Source organism: Mitsuaria sp. CC2, from assembly GCF_048957715.1.
In the GTDB taxonomy this organism is placed as follows: Bacteria; Pseudomonadota; Gammaproteobacteria; order Burkholderiales; family Burkholderiaceae_C; genus Roseateles.
The window spans coordinates 75609-94805 of the sequence record NZ_JARVXN010000035.1 but is presented as its reverse complement, the minus strand read 5'-3'; the positions used below and the strand labels follow the sequence as shown (position 1 = coordinate 94805).

The following is a 19197-nucleotide window of genomic DNA, read 5'->3' as shown; positions in this document are numbered from 1 at the left end:
CGGGTGCCCCGGCCGCGCGATTGACGACGAGAATCGCCCGGCTTGCCGCTTCGCCGTTCGAAGGCGACGGCACTTTCAACCTTGGAGCCCACCATGTCCCTGCGCATCAACGACATCGCCCCGAACTTCACCGCCAAGACGACGAAGGGGGAGATCGACTTCCACAACTGGATCGGCGACAGCTACGCCATTCTGTTCTCGCATCCGAAAGACTTCACGCCGGTGTGCACGACCGAGCTGGGCTACATGGCGAGGATCGAGCCGGAGTTCACCAAGCGCAACGCCAAGCTGATCGGCCTGTCGATCGACCCGGTCGAGAACCACTCGAAGTGGGCGGCGGACATCGAGGAGACGCAAGGCGCCGCGGTGAACTACCCGATGATCGGCGACACCGACCTGAACGTGGCCAAGCTCTACAACATGCTGCCGGCCGAAGAGCCGGGCACGTCGGACGGCCGCACGGCGGCGACGAACGCGACGGTGCGTTCGGTGTTCATCGTCGGTCCGGACAAGAAGATCAAGCTGACGCTGACCTACCCGATGACCACGGGTCGCAACTTCGACGAGATCCTGCGCGTGCTGGACTCCATCCAGCTGACCGCCAAGCACCGCGTCGCGACGCCGGTGAACTGGAAGCACGGCGACGACGTGATCATCGCGGGCTCTGTGTCCGACGACGAAGCCAAGACGATCTATCCGGAAGGCTGGAAGGCGCCGAAGCCTTACCTGCGCATCGTCAAGCAGCCGAAGTGAGGACGGCGTGAGGGCCAATGCCCTCGGCAGTCGCAGTCGATGAGGCCGGCGCCCCCCTCCGATGGGGGCCCCGGCCTTTTCGCTTCCTGCGTCGATAACATCCGCGGCGTCAAAGCGGCGAACGACCGCATCGCAGGGAGTCGAAGATGGATCATCCACGCCGCTGGATCGTGGCGGGCGGGCTGCTCTTGGCCGCCGCGGCGATCGCAGTCCCGTTCTGGCCTGAATCGCCGAAAGACGAGCGCGTCGTTTTGGCCCGCGCGTCCGCCGTCACTCAGGCGCCGGCGTCCGTGCCGCAACGCGCTGCTGAACCCGACGTCGCGACCGCCGGGACGACCGGGCAGATCGACAAGCCCGCGCCAGCTGTCATGCCGGCCTCAGCCGCGGCAAGCGGCGCCACGGCCAAAGCCGCCGTTGAGTTCAAGCCGCCCACGATGCAGGACTTCGGCCAGGTCGTGTTGATCGGCATGCACGGCGGTACGCCGAAAGAGGCCGGTGAAGCCGCTTTCGTGCTTCAGACCTGTCTGCGGGCGTCGCTGTACGACTGGTCGGACACGGCCAGGCGCGTGAGCGCGCAGGATCCGAAGCGCAACAGGAGGATCGCCGCAGCGGCGTGGCTGGAAGGTCAATGCAAGTCGATCACGCCGGAGATGCAGGCCCAGCGCGGCGCGCTTGCGGCACGCGCCGTCGAGGCGGGCGGGCCCGACGCCGCCGACGTGGCCCTGATCTATGGACGCTCTGTCGGCTACCGACCGCCCGAGGCGATGCGTCAGCCCTTGCTCAACGCGATGAACGCCGCTTTCCGAGACGGCGATCGGGAAATCGTCCAGGAGTTCGCCTTCAACGGCGCGCGACTGGGGCTTTCCAAGGCCGAGGCGCGGGCCTACTTCCTGGTGGCCATGTCCGAGGCGCGGGAGGAGGACAAGCCGCTCCATGAAACGCTGCTGCGGGAGGGTCCTTTCCGCGACATGCCCGAGGACGCGGTCCGCGAGTCCGAATCGATCGCCGAACGCCTGAAGCAGGAACGCAAGTCTCCGGGCAGGCCGAAGGGATGAGTGCGGTGAAGGATCGGGGAGCAGCCTTCGCGGGCGCCGCATTGGCCACGCTTGGCACGATCGCGGCGCTGGCGTATTTCTCGATCACGCCCACGCCCGTTGAGCCTCTGGTGCGGCCCTCCGCTGCACCGGCCTTTGAGCCAGTGGCCACCACCACGCCCGAACAAATCGCCAATGAGGCCGCGCTCCCGGCCTCGATAACAAGACAGGCCGCCCCGGTACGTCAAGGCCAAGCCGAAGCCAATGACGATCCCCTTGTCCCTCCGCTCGCCATCGGCGCATCCGCCGCGATGCGCGACTTCGGCCAGATCGTGATTTCCGCCTTCAATGACGGCACGCCCGAGCAACTCAGCGAAGCGGTGAACATCATGTCGGTCTGCCGCTTCAATCCAGACCTCGTGCAACACATCGAGCGGATGAGAACGGATGGCCGCCTTGCCGGAGAAGCGGGCGATGTCGCGATCAACGCGTTCAACGAGCGCGGTCGGCGCTGCCAATCCATTCCCCCGGATCTCATGTCTCGCCAGAAGGAGCTCGCCGAACGGGCGCTGCTCGCGGGCTCGCGGAAGGTCGCTGCGATCTACGGCGAACTCGTCGGCTTCGATCCGCCCGCGGCGATGAAGGCGCCATTACGCGATGCGCTGCGGGCGGACTTCTTCAGCGGCGACGACATCGCTCCCTTGGTGCTCGCGCGCCACCCCGAAGTGTTCGGACTTTCCCGCATCGAGACTCGCGCCTACGAGATCTCGTTCGAGGCGCTCGACAGCACGCGTACGAGCCGTTCGAAGCGCCCCCGCACACCTTTCGAGTTCGACGCTCCGACGCCGCCGTACAGCGACGACGAGCAGAAGCAGGCCGATCTGCTCGCGCAGGCGTGGCTGCGCCGCGTCAAGAAGCCGGAGCGCTCGCCGCATTGACGCCCTTGCCCGCGATCCAAAGTGGGCTGAGCCAGAATCCCGCCCTTCACGACAACACCGATCCAGGGAGGATCCATGAGCGACATGAAAACCATCCGCCGACAGATGGACGCGATGCTCGCCGAGGGAAAGGGCAAGACAGAGATATTCCGGCAGCTGTCGGGGCAAGGCGTCAAGGATCGCCATCTGGCCGTCTGGCTGGCCAGCAAGCCCGACCTCCAGGCCTTCGGCGAGATGAAGCTGCACGTCAACATCCTCACTGCCTTCATGATCCTGCAGGCGCTGATCATTTTCGCGATCACGGTGTCCGTCTCCGTCTTCCTCGGACTGTCGCTGATGCTCATTCCACTGCTCTTCGCCTGGGGCTTCCGCCAACCCCGGGCCGGCGCCTACGCCGGCTATCTCTTCCTCTCGATCATCACGTTGGGCCGCAACTTCGCCGGCATGTTCCCGATGACGGCCGGCAGCATCGCCGGCTTTGCGATCTCGGTCGGGATCATCGGATACGTCTTCTGGATCCAGCGCCGCATCTATCCCGACATGAGCTTCATCGGTCCGAACCGCAAGGGGCTCAAGTTCGTGTTCACGACCTGAAGTCGCTGCGTGCGCCGCAAAGGCGCGCGCCCTGACGGGGCGTTAAACCTTCAGGTCGAAGTAGCCCGCGTCCTCCAGGTCCTCCGCCAGCGTCGGATGCCGCGGCGCCCAGCCGAGCGTCTCGCGCGTGACGGTGCTCGTCGCCGCGAGGCTCAAGCCGGCGAACTTCGTGAACCAGCCGAAGTGCGCCGGCGCCTCCTCGTGCGACAGACTCACCACCGGCACGCCGAGCCGCTCGCCGATCGCCGTCGCGATGTCCTTGAACGGGATCCGCTCCTCCGCGATCGCGTGCCAGCGCGCACCTGCCTTCGGCACTTCGATCGCCCGGCGGAACACCACCGCCGCATCGCGCCGATGCACCGCGCTCCACGCGTTCTGTCCGTCGCCGACGTAGGCCGATCGCCCCGTCCGGCGCGCGAGGTCGATGAGGATGGGCACGAAACCGTGATCGCCCGCGCCGTGCACCGTCGGCGAGAGCCGCACGGTGGCCGCGTTGATGCCCCGCGCTGCAAGCGCCAACGCGGTCGGTTCCGACGCTCGCGGATAGCCGTCCGATACCGGCAGGCACGGATCGCCTTCGTGACCCAGACGGCCCGACACCGGCATCGCCAGTCCCGAGGTCACCAGCAGCGGCCGCGTCGATCCGGCGATCGCCTCGCCCAGAGCCTCGATGGCGACTGCGTCGCGACGGCAGCTCTCGGCGAAACGCGAGAAGTCGTGATCGAACGCCGTGTGGATGACCGCATCGGTTGCCTGCACGCCCGAGCGCAGGCTGTCCAGATCGTCGATCGTGCCGCGATGCACCTCGGCGCCGGCTCGGACCAGCGCTTCCGCGGATGCGTCCGACCGCGCCAGACCCAGCACCTGATGGCCGGCCTCGATCAATTCATCGACCACCGCCGACCCGACGAAGCCCGTGGCTCCAGTGACGAAAACGCGCATGAGAGAAGCCCTCGAAAGTTGATGCGACGCATCGTCCGCGCAGAATCCATCCCGGTGTAGTAGTGACCTTATCCAGGTATGGCGGCTAACAGGATGAACAACGTCTTCCCCCTTCCCTCCCTGCCTTCTCCTTCTGATCGCGCCTCGACGCCTTCTTCCGGGCAACCCGTCGCGTCGGCCCAGGTGCCCAGGGACAACGTGCTCGGCGCCTACCTGCGCGATCGCCGCGAGCGGTTGGACCCCGCCGCGTTCGGATTGCCGATGACGCGCCGGCGCACGCCCGGTCTGCGCCGCGAGGAAGTCGCGCAGCGCGCGCACGTGAGCCCGACCTGGTACACGTGGCTGGAGCAGGGGCGCGGCGGCGCGCCGTCGGAAGTGGTCCTCGAACGCATCGCCGCCGCACTGCTGCTCACGGACGTGGAGCGCGAGCATCTCTTTCTGCTCGCCTTCGGCCGCGCGCCCGAGACCCGCGCCCCGGAAGCGACCGGCATCACGCCGCGGCTGCAGCGCGTGCTGGACGCGCTCACGCTGAGTCCCGCGATCGTGAAGACGCCGCTGTGGGACGTGGTCGGCTGGAACCGCGCGGCCAGCGCGGTGCTCACCGACTACAGCGCGCTGCCGCCCGAGCAGCGCAACATCGTGAAGCTGATCTTCTGCAACCCGCGCGTGAGAGCGGCGCAGGACGACTGGGAAAGTGTCGCGCGTTTCGTCGTCGCGGCTTTCCGCGCGGACTCGGCACGTGTCACGGATACGTCCAAGGTCGAAGCACTCGTGCGCGAGGTCAGCGCGCTCAGCCCCGAGTTCGAGCGCTTCTGGCGAGAGCACGACGTGAAGGCCTTCGGCGAAGGTGTGAAGCGTCTGCGGCACCCCGTCGTCGGACTGATCGCGTTCGAGTACTCGGCGTTCGCCGTCGATCAGCGACCGGACCTCGGGATGGTCGTCTATCAGCCGGCGACGCGCGATGACGAGGACAAGGTGAGCCGCCTGTTGAATCTTCAGGAGCCCGGAACGGCCTGAACGCTCAGGTCAGGAAGAGCTCGCGTTCTTCCTCGAACACCCGCTGCAGATGATCCGCCACGGTGCGGATCACCCGGTCCTTCCGGTCCTGCCCGCGGATCAGCAGCCACATCTCCCGCGGCTCGCGCACCGGTTCCAGCGCGCACGCGCGCAGCCCCGGCACCTGCCGCCCGATGTAATGCGGCAGCACCGCCAGGCCCGCGCCGGTCCTCGCCGCGATGGCCTGCGACATGTGGTTGTTCGCGCGGAACGCCACTCGCGCGCGCGGAAAGCGCTGCGCCAGCCACAGCGCGTCGGGCATGTCGGCGCTTTCCTCGTCGAAGCCGACGAATACTGGATCGGAGCCGGTCTCGACGGTCTCGCAGACGGACGGCGTGCCGTAGAGACCAAAGCCCATCGTGCCCAGCGGCTTCACGATGAAGTCGCCATCCTTGGGCCGCGTGAGACGCACCGCGATGTCCGCCTTGTGCCGGTCCAGGCTCACCGCCCGCAGGTCCGTCGCGAGATCGATGTCCAGTCCCGGATGCAGCACCGCGAGCGGCGCCAGCCGATCGATCAGGAAGCCCTGCGACAGGGCCGGCGGCGCGTTCACCCGCACCAGCCCGCGCACCGCGACACCGTCGCCGCCGACGCCCTCGCGCGCCAGCGACTGCGCCGCGGCCTCCATCTCGCCCGCCGCCGCGAGCGCGCGCCTCCCCGCCGCCGTCAACACATAGCCGTCCGGCCGCCGGTCGACGAGCTTCTCGCCGAGGCTGTCCTCGAGCGCCTGGATGCGCCGCGAGATCGTCGCGTGATTGACCGTCAGCGCGCGGGCCGCCGCGGACAGACTGCCGTGCCGCCCGAGCGCGAGGAAGACCCGCAGATCCTCCCAGTCCACACCCCCTCGGAGCCCTGTGCGTTTTTGATCAGCCATTGAGACAGGATAGCGGCTACCGCCCGGGAGGGCCGGCTCCTAACCTGCTGTCCAACGCCGAACGTCTCATCGATCCACGCGGCGTCCCCATCCACCCGGATCCTCCGGATCCCGCATGAACAGGAGCCTTTCCATGTCCACCGCCTCCACCTCCAACACCGCCAGCACCAACACCGCCGCCCGCAAGGTCGCCATCGTGACCGGCGCCTCGCAAGGCATCGGCGCGGCGCTTGTCGCCGCGTATCGCGCGCAGGGCTATGCCGTCGTGGCCAACTCGCGCCACATCCAGCAGGCCGACGACGCCGACGTCGTCGCCGTCCCCGGCCACATCGGCGACCGCCTGGTCGCGCAACGCGTCGTGCAGGCCGCGCTCGACCGCTTCGGCCGCATCGACACGCTGATCAACAACGCCGGCATCTTCATCGCCAAGCCCTTCACCGAGTACACGCCGCAGGACTTCCAGGACGCGTTCGCGGTCAACGTCGCCGGCTTCTTCCACGTCACGCAGCTGGCGCTGCCGCAGATGCTGCTGCAGAAAAGCGGCCACGTCGTGCAGATCACGACCACGCTGGTCGATCAACCGATCACCGGCGTGCCGGCCGCGATGGCCAACCTGACCAAAGGCGGTCTGGACGCGGTGACGCGCTCGCTCGCAATCGAGTACGCCAAGACCGGCGTGCGCGTGAACGCGGTGCGCCCCGGCGTGATCAAGACGCCGATGCACGCGCCGGAGACGCACGAGTTCCTCGCCGCACTGCACCCGATGGGCCGCATGGGCGAGATCAGCGAGATCGTCGAGGCCGTGCTGTATCTGGAGCGCGCCGGCTTCGTCACCGGCGAGCTGCTCAACGTCGACGGCGGCCAGCACGCCGGCCGCTGAGGAGCCCTCATGCCCTACGTCAACATCAAGGTGACCCGCGAGGGCACCGCCCCCGGCGCCAGCGCCACCACGCCCGAGCAGAAGGCAGCCCTGATCCGGGGCGTCAGCGACCTGCTGTTCGAGGTGATGGGCAAGCCGCACCACACGACCTTCGTCGTCATCGACGAGGTCGAGCTCGAGAACTGGGGCGTCGGCGGCCTGCCGACGACGGAATTCCGCCGCCGGCAGGCCGGGACGCCGGGCTAGGGAGGCCCTGGAGACCGGTTCCCTCCACGCTGGGGATCGAGCGTCTGACGCCGCGTCATCCGCCCTTGATCCTCACTGTGAACGTGAGCTTGTAGGTGCCGCCGTCGCCGCTGAAGTTCAGCGGCGTGAGCGGCGTTTCCGTCGTCACCGTCGGCACGACGAAGCTGTGCCAGCCGAGGTACTCGTCGTTGGCCAGCGAACCCGACACGATGTTCGACAGCTTGGGGCCGACGACCGAGCGCAACTGGGCCGGCGTGAGATTGCTCCAGCCGCTCTGTCCGTACGCGTTCCAGATGCTCTGCATCATCACCTGGAGGATCCCGCCGCCGCCGAGGTCCGGATCCCAGTCCTCCTCCAGCATGAACACGAAGACGAAGGCGCCGCCGGCTTCGGCTTCATCGATGATGCGCCGCGTGTTGTCGACGGAATTGACGTTGAAGTTGTCATCCCAGTCGGAGTCGCGAAGCCGGTGCAGCTTGCCGCCGGGCACGTTGCGATGCGCCATGAAGACCAGCACGTAGGGCGAGTCGTCGCCGCCCTCGCTCGTGTCGTCGACGCACTTGAGCTGGGTGAGCATCAGCTGGCGTGTGGGCATGGCGCATCCCCTGCGAATACCGCTTCGTTGCCGTGCCCGGGATCGAGCCGTGAAGAAGCCGTGAGGCCAGACTAGGCAGTCCCGGGGAAAGGGCACATCCCTAGGTCGACGATCTCCCCCTAGATCGGAAGCGCTCCCTCACAGCACCGCGTAACGGCCCGGCTTGTGGTTGACGGCGATGAAGAGATTCATCACCACGGCCGCGAGCACCGAGTACGCCACCCGCTCCACGTCCACCACGGTGAGCGCGAGCAGCACGATGACGCAGTCCATGGCCATCTGCACCTTGCCGGCGCGCCAGCCCTTGGCCTTCTGCAGGTAGAGCGAGACGATGGTCGCGCCGCCGAGACTGGCGCGGTGCCGCGCCAGGAACAGGCAGCCCGAACCCAGCAGCGCGCCGCCGAGGACCGCCGCGTAGGCCGGGTGGATGCGGTCGATGGCGAAGAGCTTCGGCGAGAACTCGGTGAGCACCGACAGCAGCGCGATCGAGACGAAGGTCTTGATCGTGAACTCGCGGCCCATGCGCGTCCAGGCGAACCAGTAGAACGGCAGGTTGATGACGAAGAACAACTTGCCCAGGCTGATGCCGGTCGCGTAGTGCAGCACGAAGGCTGCGCCGGCCGTGCCGCCCGTCAGCAGCCCGACCTGCGCGAACAGGATCAGCGCCAGCGAGACGAACAGCGTCCCGGTGAAGATCGCCTGCGCGTCCTCGAAGGCCGTGTGGGAGCGGATCGCCAGATCGGCGAGCGGCTCGGTGATCGGCTCGGCGGCGATCGTGCCTGAGGGCGGCAGCGGCGGTGTGGGGTCGTCAGGTGTGGCGCTCATCCCGGGCACGAAGCAGAAAGCATGCCCAGGAGTGTCGCAGCACCGGCGTGCGGCGTCAGCGCGAATCCCTCTGCACGTCGCGCCGCCGCACGCCTCGACGCTCAGCGGCCCTGTGCCTTCAGCCGCGCGTCCAGCCGCGAGAACACGCGCCGCGCGTTGCCCTCATAGACCAGGTGGCGCTCCTCGTCGCTGAGGTGCGGCGTGGCGGCGATGTAGCGCTTGGTGTCGTCGAAGTAGTGGCCCGTCTCGGGATCGATGCCGCGCACCGCGCCGATCATCTCGGACGCGAACAGCACGTTCTTCACCGGGATCACCTTCGTCAGCAGGTCGATGCCCGGCTGGTGATAGACGCAGGTGTCGAAGAAGATGTTGTTGAGCAGATGCTCGTCCAGCAACGGCTTCTTGAGCTCCTGCGCCAGTCCGCGGAAACGGCCCCAGTGGTAGGGCACCGCGCCGCCGCCGTGCGGGATCAGGAACTTCAGCGTCGGGAAGTCCTTGAACAGGTCGCCGGTCAGGCACTGCATGAAGGCGGTGGTGTCCGCGTTCAGGTAATGCGCGCCGGTGGTGTGGAAACACGCGTTGCAGCTGGTGCTGACGTGGACCATCGCGGGGATGTCCAGCTCGACCATCTTCTCGTAGAGCGGGTACCAGTGGCGGTCGGTCAGCGGCGGGCTCGTCCAATGGCCGCCGGACGGGTCCGGGTTCAGGTTGATGCCGACGAAGCCGTAGTCGTTGACGCACTTCTCCAGCTCGGGGATGCAGCTCGCCGGGTCGACGCCGGGGCTCTGCGGGAGCATGGCCGCGCCGACGAAGTGCTCGGGGAAGAGTTCCGCGACGCGCGCGCAGAGCTCGTTGCAGATCGCGGCCCAGGTCGCCGACGTCTGGAAATCGCCGATGTGATGCGCCATGAAGCTGGCGCGCGGGCTGAAGATCGTCAGATCGGAGCCGCGCTCCTTCATCTTCTTGAGCTGGTTGGTCTCGATCGACTCGCGCAGCTCGTCGTCGGAGATCTTCAGGTCGCTGGCCCTGGGCGCCCGCGCCGGGTCCTTCAGGCCCGCGATCTGCAGGTCGCGCCAGGCGCCGAGCGCGGCGGGAGCGGTGGTGTAGTGACCGTGGACGTCGATGATCATGAGGCTCTCTGGTTCGCTGGGAACGACCGCGGCAGGGCGCTGCCCTGCCAGGCCGACTCCGGCGGATTGTGGAGAGCCGCCGCCAGTCGTCCAAGTTATGGCCTGGACTAGCTGCTATTCAGTTCCGGCATGGCGTCGACAACGCTGAGCGCCTCTTGCTCCCGCTCCCGCACTGCGGGAGCGGGCGGGGGGTGAGGGCCGGCGGTGCTGGCCGCGGTGGCAGTGCGGGGGAGTGTGATGCGTTAAAGTCCCGCGCCCATCGCCCGCAGCGCTCCGCTCGGTGCGAGCGGGCGCCAAGCGTGGAAGTCAAGGGTCGAAGGGAAGCAGTTGTGGACGTGCAGGACACCGATGTCGTGATCATAGGCGCGGGGGCCGCGGGCCTGATGTGCGCCGCGCTGGCCGGCCAGCGCGGCCGCCGCGTGCTGCTCGTGGACCACGCCAACAAGGCCGGCAAGAAGATCCTCATGTCCGGCGGCGGCAACTGCAACTTCACCAACCTGTACACCGAGCCGGCCAACTTCCTCTCGGAGAACAAGCACTTCTGCAAGTCGGCGCTGGCGCGCTACACGCAGTGGGATTTCATCGCGCTGGTCAACAAGCATCAGATCCCGCACCACGAGAAGAAGCTCGGCCAGCTGTTCTGTGACAACAAGTCCATCGACATCCTGCGCATGCTGCTCGCCGAGTGCGCGGAGGTCGGCGTGGTACCGATGCTGGACACCACCGTCGAGTCCATCGAGAAGACCGAGAGCGGATATGCGCTCGCGACCACCGCGGGACCGATGCGCTGCCAGTCGCTGGTGATCGCCACCGGCGGGCTGTCCATCCCGACGATGGGCGCGACCGGATTCGGCTACCAGGTCGCGAAGCAGTTCGGCCACACGCTGCTGCCGACGCGCGCCGGGCTGGTGCCGTTCACGATCACGGACCAGCTCAAGGACCTGTGCAACGAGCTCAGCGGGACCTCGGTCGACTGCCTGGTCAGCTGCAACGGCAAGAGCTTCCGCGAGAACATCCTGTTCACGCATCGCGGCCTGAGCGGGCCGGCGATCCTGCAGATCTCGTCGTACTGGCAACCGGGCCAGGCGGTGGAGATCAACCTGCTGCCCGACCTCGACGTCCCGGATTGGCTCGCGCAGCAGCGGAACGACCGCCCCAATGCGGAGCTCAAGACGCTGCTGGCTGAGCTGTTCACGAAGAAGATGGCGACGCTGATCGGCGAGCAGTGGTTCGTGTCCAAGCCGGTCAAGCAGTACACGCATGCGGAGCTGCAGCAGATCGCCGAGCGCCTGTCGGCGTGGCAGGTCGTGCCTGCGGGCACCGAGGGCTACCGCACGGCGGAGGTCACGCTGGGCGGCGTCGACACCAAGGAGGTGTCGTCAAAGACGATGGAATCGCTGAAGTCCCCCGGGCTGTACTTCATCGGCGAAGTGCTGGACGTCACCGGCCATCTGGGGGGCTTCAACTTCCAATGGGCATGGGCGTCGGCCAACGCGGCGGCGCAGTTCGTGTGAACGGCTGATTCCGTCGCCGGCACCCACCGTCGCCGCCGACGCGAAGCTCAAGACCCTGATCAAGTGGAATCGCGCCGAGTTCGCCGATCACGAGTTCAGCGGCGAGTAACGCCGCACCGTGCTCCCCGGGGAGTGACGAATAGCCGGTTACCCTGCCTCCCGTTCCAATCGACCCCTCGTCGACCCCTCGTCGACCCGGGAGAGCACATGACGAAGACGACCCTTTCCAAATCCGCGCCGACCTTGCGGCGTCGGACACTCCTTGCGGCTGGACTCGGTGGCCTGGTCGCCACCGTGCCGGCGCTGAGCGCCACGCCGGTCGCTGCCGCGACCGCGGAAACTGCAAAAGCGCCGACCACCGCCGCCGACTTCGACACCTGGGCAGAGCGCGTCGCCGCCGCGCGCATGAAGAGCCAGCCCGAGCATGCGACGCGCATGCAGTACTTCGAGGGCCCGACGCAGGACCGGCTCGACGGCCAATGGGACGACTTCTCGCGCGCCTCCGCGCTCGCCGACCTCGCCCGCGACCGTCAGGCGCTGATCGAGCTCGCCCGATTCCCGCACGAGGCGCTGACGCCGACGCAGCGCACCTCCGCCGCGCTGGTGGCGTGGTCGCTGCAGCAGGACGTGGCGGAGGCGGCCTTCCTCGACCACCACTACGTCTTCGAGCACATGGCCGGCGTGCACGTCGGTCCGATCACCTTCCTCGTCCAGGAGCACCCGATGCGCGGCGCGCGCGACGTGCGCAGCTTCCTGAAGCGGATGGAAGGCCTCGCGGCGCTGATGGACCAGGGCATCGTCCGCGCCCGCGCCGCGCAGGCCAAGGGCGTGCTGATGCCGCGCTTCATCACGGCAACCACGATCGGACAGATCGAGCAGTTCGTGGGTGCGCCGCCCGCCAGCAACCCGCTGGTGCTCTCGCTGACCGAGCGCATGGCCGGCCTGGCCGACATGAACGAGGGCGCCCGCAAGCGGGCTCGCGCGCGGGCCGAGACCCTCGTCGCGAAGTCCATCGTCCCCGCGTGGAAACGCGGCCTGGCGCTGATGCGCGCCCAGTTGCCGCTGACCACCGACGACGCCGGCGTCTGGCGCCTGCCCGACGGCGACAAGTTCTACGCCGCGCGCCTGCGGGCCAACACCACGACCGAGCTCACGCCGGCCGAGATCCACGCGATCGGCCTGAAGCAGGTCGCCCGCATCGAAGCAGAGATGGACGGCCTGCTGCGGCCGCTCGGGTATGCCGAGGGCACGATCGAGCAGCGCTTCCGCAAGATGGATGCCGACCGGCAGCCCACGGGCGCCGCGCCGCAGACCGAGCTGCTGGATCGCTACACCACTTACCTGCGTGACGCCGAGAAGCGCGCACGCCTGATCTTCGACGTGATGCCGAAGGCGCCCGTCGAGGTCCGCCGCGAGCCCGCGCTGACCGAGCCCACCGCCGCCGCGCACTACACGACACCTGCGCCGGACGGTTCGCAGCCGGGCGTGTTCTGGGCACCGCTCGCCGGACCGACCTACGAGATCGCCGACATGCGGACGCTGGTGCACCACGAGGCGATCCCGGGCCATCACTTCCAGCTCGCGATCCAGATGGAGGCGAAGGACCTGCCCTACTTCCGCCGCCGCCAGGCGTTCTCCGCCGGTTCGGCCTACGTGGAGGGCTGGGCGCTTTACTCGGAGCAGCTGGCGGTCGAGAACGGCTGGTACGACGGCGACCCGGTCGGCCACCTCGGCCAGCTCTACGGGGCCCTGTTCCGGGCCCGTCGCCTCGTCGTCGACACCGGCCTGCATGCGATGAAGTGGACGCGACAGCAGGCGATCGACTACGGCATCTCGCCGCAGGAGGTCGACCGCTACGTCACCTGGCCGGGCCAGGCCTGCGCGTACATGCTCGGTCGTCTGCGCATCGAGGCGCTGCGCGAGAAGGCGCGCCAGCAGCTGGGCGAGCGCTTCGAGATCAAGCAGTTCCACAACGTCGTGCTGCTGACCGGGGACGTGCCGCTGACCGTGCTGGAAGAGGTGGTCGACACGTGGATCGACAGCCGCCGCGGCGCGGGTTCGGGATCGGCCACCGCCGCGCCCTGAGTCCTCACGCCCGCCGCGCGACCATCGGGGCGTGGCGGGCCATCAGTTCCTCGATCCAGTCCATGAACACGCGCAACTTCGCGCTGACGTGCCGGTTGGGTGGATACGCGAGGTACATCGGCATCGGATCCATCGCCCACTCGGTGAACAGCGGAACGAGCTCGCCGCTCGCCACATGCGGATCGGCCATGTAGCGCGGCAGCCAGAGCACGCCCATCCCGGCGAGCCCCGCGGCCAGATAGGCGTTGCCGTCGTCGGCCGCGACGACGTAGCGACCGCGCACCTCGATGGCTTCCTCGCCGCGGCGCATCTCGATGGACATCACCGTGCCCTTGCTGGCGCGCAGGAAACCGACGATGCGGTGGTTCGGCTCCTCGATGTCGGCCGGATGCGTCGGAGTGCCCGCCGCCGCCAGGTAATGCGGCGACGCGAAGACGCCGAGCTGAAGGTCGCCGACCCGCCGCGCGATCAGCGAGGGCACGGTGACCTCGCCGCCGCGCAGCACGGCGTCGACGTTGTCGCCGATCACATCGACCATGCGATCGCTGACGCCCATGTCGAGCTGGATCTCCGGATGCCGCGCATGAAAGTCGGGCAGCGCCGGCATCAGCACCATGCGCGCGAAGGGGCTCGGCACGTCCACGCGCAGCCGGCCGCGCGGCGTGCTGGTGGCATCCGACAGCGCGGTGTCCGCGTCGTCGAGCTCCGCCAGCACCCGCACGACGCGCTCGTAGTAAGCCGCGCCGTCGGGCGTCACACGGACCTGGCGCGTCGTCCGGTGCAGCAGCTTCACGCGCAGGCGCGCCTCCAGCTGCTGCACCAGCTGCGTCACGGTGGTCTTGCTCATGTGCAGCGTCTGCGCCGCCTTGGTGAAGCTGCCCGCTTCCACCACGCGGGCGAAGGCCTGCAGCGCGTCGAATCGATCCATGAGGTCCGAGGATGGGGAGATGCCGGACGAGCATTGTGAGGGGTGCCGCCCACGGTGACGGGGGCTGGCACTTGCCTTGCTCCTTTCGACGGGAAACCATGGCCCTCGTCCGGCTCGTCCTCAAAGGAGACTTCCATGACCACTCATCCCGCCCGTGTGATTTCCGAGACGATCGATGTCGACGCCGACACGGTCTACGACTTCGCCTGTGCGCCGGAGCGGCTGCCGCTGTGGGCGTCGGGACTCGCCACGGGCATCCGGCAGGAGGCCGACGGCTGGTTCGCCGAATCGCCGATGGGCCGCATCCGCGTCGAGCTGGCGCCGCGCAATGCATTCCGCGTGCTCGACCACGACGTGACGCTGCCCGACGGCCAGCGCTTCCACAACGCGATGCGGGTGACGCCGTCGGGCGACGGCTGCGTGGTCGCCTTCGTGCTGCTGCGCATGCCTGACGTGCCCGACGAAGCCTTCGAGAGCGACGCGGCGCATGTCGCCCGCGATCTGACCACGCTCAAGGCCTTGGTGGAGAAGCGCAAGGACTGAGGTGCGACGTGTCCTCCGAGCGAGAGGGTTGTTCCGCTGCCACGGCACGAGGAGGCGATCCCATGGACCGAGTCACCGGCGGCTGCCTCTGCGGCGACATCCGCCTCGTAGCGACCGGCCGTCCCGACCGGGTCGGCGTCTGTCATTGCCTCGACTGCCGCAAGCATCACGGCGCGCTCTTTCATGCGTCGGCGATCTTTCCGCAGGACGCAGTAACCGTCACGGGCGCGACGAACGAGTTCCGTGGCCGGCACTTCTGCCCGCGCTGCGGCTCGTCCGTGTTCTCGCGCAGCGGCGACGAGATCGAGGTGCACCTCGGCGCGCTGGATGCGCCGGATCGGTTCCAGCCGACCTACGAGCTGTGGACCGTCCGCCGCGAGCACTGGTTGCCCCCCTTCCCGTCCAGCCGGCGTTACGAACGCGATCGCGATACCGAGAGCCGCTCCGAGGCGCCTTGACTCGCATTGCACCGCATTGCACCGCATCGAACCGCCTCGGGCCGCACCCGCGCGGTGCAGTTGCGACCCCACCCGCACGGGTATCGCAAACCTTCATGCAGCCGAACGGGGATCCGTGCTTCAATCGCCGCACTGACACACGCGCCGCCGGCGCCATCGGCCTCCGAATGCTCATCGACCTCCCGCTCGACCCTGAGAGCGGCACGCTCGCAGAACGGTTCCTCCGCAGCACGTCCGTGCAAGGCCGCGTTTCCATCGACTATCAGCTCTACGTCCCGCCCGGCGACGACGACGAACCGCGTCCGCTGCTGGTGATGCTGCACGGCTGCGGCCAGGATCCCGACGACTTCGCCGCCGGCACCCGCATGAACGAGATGGCCCGCCGCAACGGCTGGCTGGTGCTCTATCCGGCGCAGTCGACGCAGGCGAATCCGCAGGGCTGCTGGAACTGGTTCAAGACGAACCACCAGGAGCGCGGCCGCGGCGAGCCCGCGCTGATCGCCGCGCTGACGCAGGAAATCATGGCCAGCCACCGCGTCGACACCCAGCGCGTCTACATCGCGGGCCTCTCGGCGGGCGGCGCGATGGCGGTCATCGTCGGACGCGCCTATCCGGAACTCTTCGCCGCCGTCGGCGTGCATTCCGGCCTGCCACATGGCGCCGTCGACGACGCGAACGGCGCGATGGCGATGATGCGCAGCGGACAGTCCGCGCGTCCGTCCGCGGCGAGCACGACAAGCGCCGCGACGGCCGATTCGGCGGCCGACGCCGTCCGCCCCACGCCGACCATCGTCTTCCACGGCACGCGCGACATGACGGTGCATCCGCTCAACGGCGAGCGCGTCTACGCCGACGCCACCGCCGGCGTGGCCGGGGTCCAGCGCGTCGAGAACGGTCGCGAGGGCACCCGGGCCTACACACGCCGCGCGCACGTGACGCCGCAGGGGCGCGTGCACGCCGAGCTCTGGCTGATCGAAGGCGGCGGACACGGCTGGTCCGGCGGCGAACAGACCGGCTCGTACACCGACTGGCTGGGGCCCGATGCCAGCGATCAGATGCTGTGTTTCTTCATGGCACACCCGCTGGGCGACAATCGTGCATGACCCGCACCGATCCCACCGGCGCCGCGCCCGCGGCACCTGCTGCCTCGCAGCCGCCGGCGGCGCCTAGCGCCACCTCCTTCGACACCCTGCCCCTGCCGCCCCAGATGCGGGCGAATCTGCAGCAGCTGGGCTACCTCTCGATGACGCCCATCCAGGCCGCCAGCCTGCCGCTCGCCCTGGCCGGCAAGGACCTGATCGCGCAGGCCAAGACCGGCAGCGGCAAGACGGCCGCGTTCTCGCTGCCGCTGCTGACCAACCTGAATCCGCGCCGCTTCGCCGTGCAGGCGCTGGTGCTGTGCCCGACGCGCGAGCTCGCCGAACAGGTCACGCAGGAGATCCGCCGCCTGGCGCGCGCCGAGGACAACATCAAGATCCTGACGCTGTGCGGCGGCGCCCCGATCCGCAACCAGCTGGCGAGCCTGTCCCACGGCGCGCACATCGTGGTGGGCACGCCGGGCCGCATCCTGGACCACCTGCAGCGCGAGACGCTCACGCTGGAGGCGCTGAACACGCTGGTGCTGGACGAGGCCGACCGCATGCTCGACATGGGCTTCGCGGAAGACATCGCGCAGGTGATCGCCCATTGCCCGAAGACGCGCCAGACCCTGATGTTCTCGGCCACCTACCCGGACGGCGTGAAGTCCATCGCGACGCGCTTCATGCGCGCGCCGCAGGAAGTGACGCTCAAGGAGAAGCACGCGGCCGGCAAGATCCGCCAGCGCTTCTACGAGGTCAAGGAGCACGAGCGCCTGCATGCCGTGGGCCTGCTGCTCAACCACTTCCGGCCGGCCAGCACGCTGGCGTTCTGCAACACCAAGCAGCAGTGCCGCGACCTCGTCGCCGTGCTGCAGGCCGAGGGCATCGTCGCGCTGGAATTGCACGGCGACCTCGACCAGCGCGACCGCGATCAGGTGCTGGTGCAGTTCGCCAACCGCAGCTGCAGCGTGCTGGTGGCGACCGACGTCGCGGCGCGCGGGCTGGACATCGCGCAGCTGGAAGCCGTGATCAACGTCGACATCACGCCTGACCCCGAAGTGCACGTGCACCGCGTCGGCCGGACCGGCCGCGCGGACGAGGAAGGCTGGGCGTTCAGCCTCGCCAGTCTCGACGAGATGGGCCGCGTCGGCCGCATCGACCAGATGCAGGGCACGGTGACGCCGTGGCATCCGCTGACCGAGCTCACCACCGAACCCGGCGCCGAGCCGCTGCATCCGCCGATGGCCACGCTGCAGATCCTCGGCGGCCGCAAGGAGAAGATCCGACCGGGCGACGTGATGGGCGCGCTGACCAAGGACCTCGGCTTCGAGGGCGCGCAGATCGGCAAGATCAACGTCAACGAGTTCTCGACCTACGTCGCCGTCGAGCGCGGCATCGCCGAGCAGGCGCTGCGCAAGCTCAACGCCGGCAAGGTCAAGGGCAAGTCGGTGAAGGTGCGCCTGCTATGAGCGCCGCGGACGGCTTCGCGGCGCTGGGCCTGTCGACCCGGATCCTCCGTGCCGCCGATGAACTCGGCTACGACGTGCCCACGCCCATCCAGGCCGCCGCCATCCCGCCCGTGCTGGCGGGACGCGACGTGCTGGGCTCGGCCGCGACCGGTTCCGGCAAGACGGCCGCTTACGTCTTCCCGCTGCTGCAGCGCATCGACGCCGCCATCCGGCCGGCGCTGCGCCGCACGCACGTGCTGGTGCTCGTGCCGACCCGTGAGCTGGCCGCCCAGGTGGGCGAGGCCATGATCCAGGTCGGCCGTTTCCTCAACGACCCGCTGAAGGTCTCGGTCCTCTACGGCGGCGTGTCGATCAACCCGCAGATGATGGCCCTGCGCGGCGGCGCGGACGTGGTCGTCGCGACGCCGGGCCGGCTGCTCGACATCGTCGAGCACAACGCGCTGAAGCTCTCCGCCATCGACTGTCTGGTGCTGGACGAGGCCGATCGCCTGCTCGACGGCGGCTTCGCCGACGAGGTGACGCGGGTGCTGGCGCTGCTGCCGCGCCGCCGGCAGAACCTGCTGTTCTCCGCCACCTTCCCGGAGGCGGTGCAATCCCTGACCGCGCAACTGCTGCACGATCCGGTGCGCATCGACGTCACCGGCGAGCCGGCGACCGAGGGCCAGATCGAGGAGCACGCGGTCGAGGTCGACGCCGCGAAGCGCACGCCGCTGCTGCGTCACATGATCGAGCAGGGCGAGTGGTCGCGCGTGCTGGTCTTCGTGGCGACGCGCTACGCCTGCGATCACGTGGCCGACAAGCTGCGTCGCAACGGCCTGGAGGCCGCGGCCTTCCACGGCGACGCCAGCCAGGGCGCGCGCACGCGCACGCTGGCGGACTTCAAGGCGGGCCGGATCCGGGTGCTGGTCGCCACCGACCTGGGCGCGCGCGGCATCGACATCGCGCGGCTGCCGGTGGTGGTGAACTATGACCTGCCGCGCGCCGCGGACGACTACACGCACCGCATCGGCCGCACCGCGCGCGCCGGCGCGAGCGGGCTCGCGGTGAGCTTCATCAGCGCGGCCACGGAGTCGCACTTCCGCCTGATCGAGAAGCGCCAGGGGCGGCGGGTCGAGCGCGAGCGGATCGCCGGCTTCGAGCCGACCGAGACGGCCTCGCCCGAGGCCGCGACCGGCGGCGTCAAGGGCCGCCGGCCAAGCAAGAAGGACAAGCTGCGCGCGGCGGCCGCAGAGGCCGCGGCGAGGAAATGATCGG

At 68.7% G+C, this 19197-nt stretch carries 20 protein-coding genes; 14 read left to right on the top strand and 6 right to left on the bottom strand.

The features are described from left to right. Positions 1 to 93: 93 nt before the first annotated feature. The 4 genes from PV762_RS23800 (at position 94) to PV762_RS23785 (ending at position 3319) form a co-directional block, all read left to right on the top strand. Positions 94 to 753 carry a peroxiredoxin gene (locus PV762_RS23800; RefSeq protein WP_421037474.1) on the top strand — a complete coding sequence of 220 codons (660 nt, stop codon included), beginning with the start codon at positions 94 to 96 and terminating at the stop codon, positions 751 to 753. Positions 754 to 941: 188 nt separating this feature from the next. Further along, positions 942 to 1808, top strand: coding sequence for a hypothetical protein (locus tag PV762_RS23795; RefSeq protein WP_421037473.1), 867 nt, complete (start codon positions 942 to 944; stop codon positions 1806 to 1808). Continuing rightward, the gene (locus PV762_RS23790; RefSeq protein WP_421037472.1) at positions 1805 to 2725 is read left to right on the top strand and encodes a hypothetical protein; all 921 of its coding nucleotides are present in this window, start codon (positions 1805 to 1807) and stop codon (positions 2723 to 2725) included. The genes PV762_RS23795 and PV762_RS23790 overlap by 4 nt, the downstream gene beginning before the upstream one ends. A 75-nt stretch (positions 2726 to 2800) precedes the next feature. After that, on the top strand, positions 2801 to 3319 hold the full coding sequence (locus PV762_RS23785) for a hypothetical protein (RefSeq protein WP_421037471.1): 519 nt from the start codon (positions 2801 to 2803) through the stop codon (positions 3317 to 3319). Positions 3320 to 3361: 42 nt separating this feature from the next. Here the strand turns inward: PV762_RS23785 and PV762_RS23780 are convergent, their stop codons facing one another. Then, complete coding sequence (locus tag PV762_RS23780; RefSeq protein ID WP_421037470.1) at positions 3362 to 4261, bottom strand: SDR family oxidoreductase; 900 nt, start codon at positions 4259 to 4261, stop codon at positions 3362 to 3364. 93 nt (positions 4262 to 4354) lie between these two features. Here PV762_RS23780 and PV762_RS23775 point away from each other — a divergent pair, with 93 nt between their 5' ends. After that, positions 4355 to 5278 carry a helix-turn-helix transcriptional regulator gene (locus PV762_RS23775; protein ID WP_421037469.1) on the top strand — a complete coding sequence of 308 codons (924 nt, stop codon included), beginning with the start codon at positions 4355 to 4357 and terminating at the stop codon, positions 5276 to 5278. A gap of 4 nt (positions 5279 to 5282) precedes the next feature. On the opposite strand, the gene PV762_RS23770 is transcribed toward PV762_RS23775, so the two are convergent. Then, positions 5283 to 6155, bottom strand: a complete 873-nt coding sequence (locus tag PV762_RS23770) for a LysR family transcriptional regulator (protein ID WP_421037468.1) — start codon at positions 6153 to 6155, stop codon at positions 5283 to 5285. A 169-nt stretch (positions 6156 to 6324) separates the two neighbouring features. Between PV762_RS23770 and PV762_RS23765 the strand changes: the two genes are divergently transcribed. Next, positions 6325 to 7071 (top strand): SDR family NAD(P)-dependent oxidoreductase, encoded by a 747-nt coding sequence (locus PV762_RS23765; RefSeq protein WP_421037467.1) that lies wholly within the window; start codon positions 6325 to 6327, stop codon positions 7069 to 7071. A 9-nt stretch (positions 7072 to 7080) separates the two neighbouring features. Continuing rightward, positions 7081 to 7317, top strand: a complete 237-nt coding sequence (locus PV762_RS23760; protein ID WP_421037466.1) for a tautomerase family protein — start codon at positions 7081 to 7083, stop codon at positions 7315 to 7317. A gap of 55 nt (positions 7318 to 7372) precedes the next feature. On the opposite strand, the gene PV762_RS23755 is transcribed toward PV762_RS23760, so the two are convergent. The 3 genes from PV762_RS23755 to PV762_RS23745 all read right to left on the bottom strand — a co-directional run bounded on the left by PV762_RS23755 (position 7373) and on the right by PV762_RS23745 (position 9867). Beyond that, positions 7373 to 7912, bottom strand: a complete 540-nt coding sequence (locus tag PV762_RS23755) for a hypothetical protein (protein WP_421037465.1) — start codon at positions 7910 to 7912, stop codon at positions 7373 to 7375. A 138-nt stretch (positions 7913 to 8050) separates the two neighbouring features. Then, positions 8051 to 8737, bottom strand: coding sequence for a YitT family protein (locus PV762_RS23750; protein WP_421037464.1), 687 nt, complete (start codon positions 8735 to 8737; stop codon positions 8051 to 8053). A gap of 101 nt (positions 8738 to 8838) precedes the next feature. Then, positions 8839 to 9867: an amidohydrolase family protein gene (locus PV762_RS23745; RefSeq protein WP_421037463.1), complete on the bottom strand. Its 1029-nt coding sequence runs from the start codon at positions 9865 to 9867 to the stop codon at positions 8839 to 8841. Between the two features lie 335 nt (positions 9868 to 10202). On the opposite strand from PV762_RS23745, the gene PV762_RS23740 reads away from it, so the two are divergent. Both PV762_RS23740 and PV762_RS23735 read left to right on the top strand, forming a co-directional pair. Beyond that, positions 10203 to 11381, top strand: coding sequence for an NAD(P)/FAD-dependent oxidoreductase (locus PV762_RS23740; RefSeq protein WP_421037462.1), 1179 nt, complete (start codon positions 10203 to 10205; stop codon positions 11379 to 11381). Between the two features lie 207 nt (positions 11382 to 11588). Further along, on the top strand, positions 11589 to 13466 hold the full coding sequence (locus tag PV762_RS23735) for a DUF885 domain-containing protein (RefSeq protein WP_421037461.1): 1878 nt from the start codon (positions 11589 to 11591) through the stop codon (positions 13464 to 13466). Positions 13467 to 13470: 4 nt separating this feature from the next. On the opposite strand, the gene PV762_RS23730 is transcribed toward PV762_RS23735, so the two are convergent. Next, on the bottom strand, positions 13471 to 14394 hold the full coding sequence (locus tag PV762_RS23730) for a LysR substrate-binding domain-containing protein (protein ID WP_421037460.1): 924 nt from the start codon (positions 14392 to 14394) through the stop codon (positions 13471 to 13473). 135 nt (positions 14395 to 14529) lie between these two features. Between PV762_RS23730 and PV762_RS23725 the strand changes: the two genes are divergently transcribed. The 5 genes from PV762_RS23725 to PV762_RS23705 all read left to right on the top strand — a co-directional run bounded on the left by PV762_RS23725 (position 14530) and on the right by PV762_RS23705 (position 19193). Then, the gene (locus PV762_RS23725; RefSeq protein ID WP_421037459.1) at positions 14530 to 14937 is read left to right on the top strand and encodes an SRPBCC family protein; all 408 of its coding nucleotides are present in this window, start codon (positions 14530 to 14532) and stop codon (positions 14935 to 14937) included. A 62-nt stretch (positions 14938 to 14999) separates the two neighbouring features. After that, entirely contained in the window at positions 15000 to 15395 is a 396-nt protein-coding gene (locus PV762_RS23720; protein ID WP_421037458.1) for a GFA family protein, read from the top strand. A gap of 167 nt (positions 15396 to 15562) precedes the next feature. Beyond that, positions 15563 to 16498 (top strand): alpha/beta hydrolase family esterase, encoded by a 936-nt coding sequence (locus PV762_RS23715; RefSeq protein WP_421037457.1) that lies wholly within the window; start codon positions 15563 to 15565, stop codon positions 16496 to 16498. Positions 16499 to 16602: 104 nt separating this feature from the next. Next, positions 16603 to 17943, top strand: a complete 1341-nt coding sequence (dbpA, locus tag PV762_RS23710; RefSeq protein ID WP_421037502.1) for an ATP-dependent RNA helicase DbpA — start codon at positions 16603 to 16605, stop codon at positions 17941 to 17943. Continuing rightward, positions 17940 to 19193, top strand: coding sequence for a DEAD/DEAH box helicase (locus tag PV762_RS23705; RefSeq protein ID WP_421037456.1), 1254 nt, complete (start codon positions 17940 to 17942; stop codon positions 19191 to 19193). The genes dbpA and PV762_RS23705 overlap by 4 nt, the downstream gene beginning before the upstream one ends. The last annotated feature ends 4 nt before the right edge of the window (positions 19194 to 19197 follow it).

What these genes read in the sequence shown, in the direction of transcription:
- PV762_RS23775 (WP_421037469.1), top strand. Translation starts at nt 4,355, where the DNA reads ATGAACAACGTCTTCCCCCTTCCCTCCCTGCCTTCTCCTTCTGATCGC.
- PV762_RS23790 (WP_421037472.1), top strand. Translation starts at nt 1,805, where the DNA reads ATGAGTGCGGTGAAGGATCGGGGAGCAGCCTTCGCGGGCGCCGCATTG.
- PV762_RS23715 (WP_421037457.1), top strand. Translation starts at nt 15,563, where the DNA reads ATGCTCATCGACCTCCCGCTCGACCCTGAGAGCGGCACGCTCGCAGAA.
- PV762_RS23765 (WP_421037467.1), top strand. Translation starts at nt 6,325, where the DNA reads ATGTCCACCGCCTCCACCTCCAACACCGCCAGCACCAACACCGCCGCC.
- PV762_RS23725 (WP_421037459.1), top strand. Translation starts at nt 14,530, where the DNA reads ATGACCACTCATCCCGCCCGTGTGATTTCCGAGACGATCGATGTCGAC.
- PV762_RS23755 (WP_421037465.1), bottom strand. Translation starts at nt 7,912, where the DNA reads ATGCCCACACGCCAGCTGATGCTCACCCAGCTCAAGTGCGTCGACGAC.
- PV762_RS23800 (WP_421037474.1), top strand. Translation starts at nt 94, where the DNA reads ATGTCCCTGCGCATCAACGACATCGCCCCGAACTTCACCGCCAAGACG.
- PV762_RS23720 (WP_421037458.1), top strand. Translation starts at nt 15,000, where the DNA reads ATGGACCGAGTCACCGGCGGCTGCCTCTGCGGCGACATCCGCCTCGTA.
- PV762_RS23780 (WP_421037470.1), bottom strand. Translation starts at nt 4,261, where the DNA reads ATGCGCGTTTTCGTCACTGGAGCCACGGGCTTCGTCGGGTCGGCGGTG.
- dbpA (WP_421037502.1), top strand. Translation starts at nt 16,603, where the DNA reads ATGCGGGCGAATCTGCAGCAGCTGGGCTACCTCTCGATGACGCCCATC.
- PV762_RS23785 (WP_421037471.1), top strand. Translation starts at nt 2,801, where the DNA reads ATGAGCGACATGAAAACCATCCGCCGACAGATGGACGCGATGCTCGCC.
- PV762_RS23735 (WP_421037461.1), top strand. Translation starts at nt 11,589, where the DNA reads ATGACGAAGACGACCCTTTCCAAATCCGCGCCGACCTTGCGGCGTCGG.
- PV762_RS23745 (WP_421037463.1), bottom strand. Translation starts at nt 9,867, where the DNA reads ATGATCATCGACGTCCACGGTCACTACACCACCGCTCCCGCCGCGCTC.
- PV762_RS23730 (WP_421037460.1), bottom strand. Translation starts at nt 14,394, where the DNA reads ATGGATCGATTCGACGCGCTGCAGGCCTTCGCCCGCGTGGTGGAAGCG.
- PV762_RS23760 (WP_421037466.1), top strand. Translation starts at nt 7,081, where the DNA reads ATGCCCTACGTCAACATCAAGGTGACCCGCGAGGGCACCGCCCCCGGC.
- PV762_RS23750 (WP_421037464.1), bottom strand. Translation starts at nt 8,737, where the DNA reads ATGAGCGCCACACCTGACGACCCCACACCGCCGCTGCCGCCCTCAGGC.
- PV762_RS23705 (WP_421037456.1), top strand. Translation starts at nt 17,940, where the DNA reads ATGAGCGCCGCGGACGGCTTCGCGGCGCTGGGCCTGTCGACCCGGATC.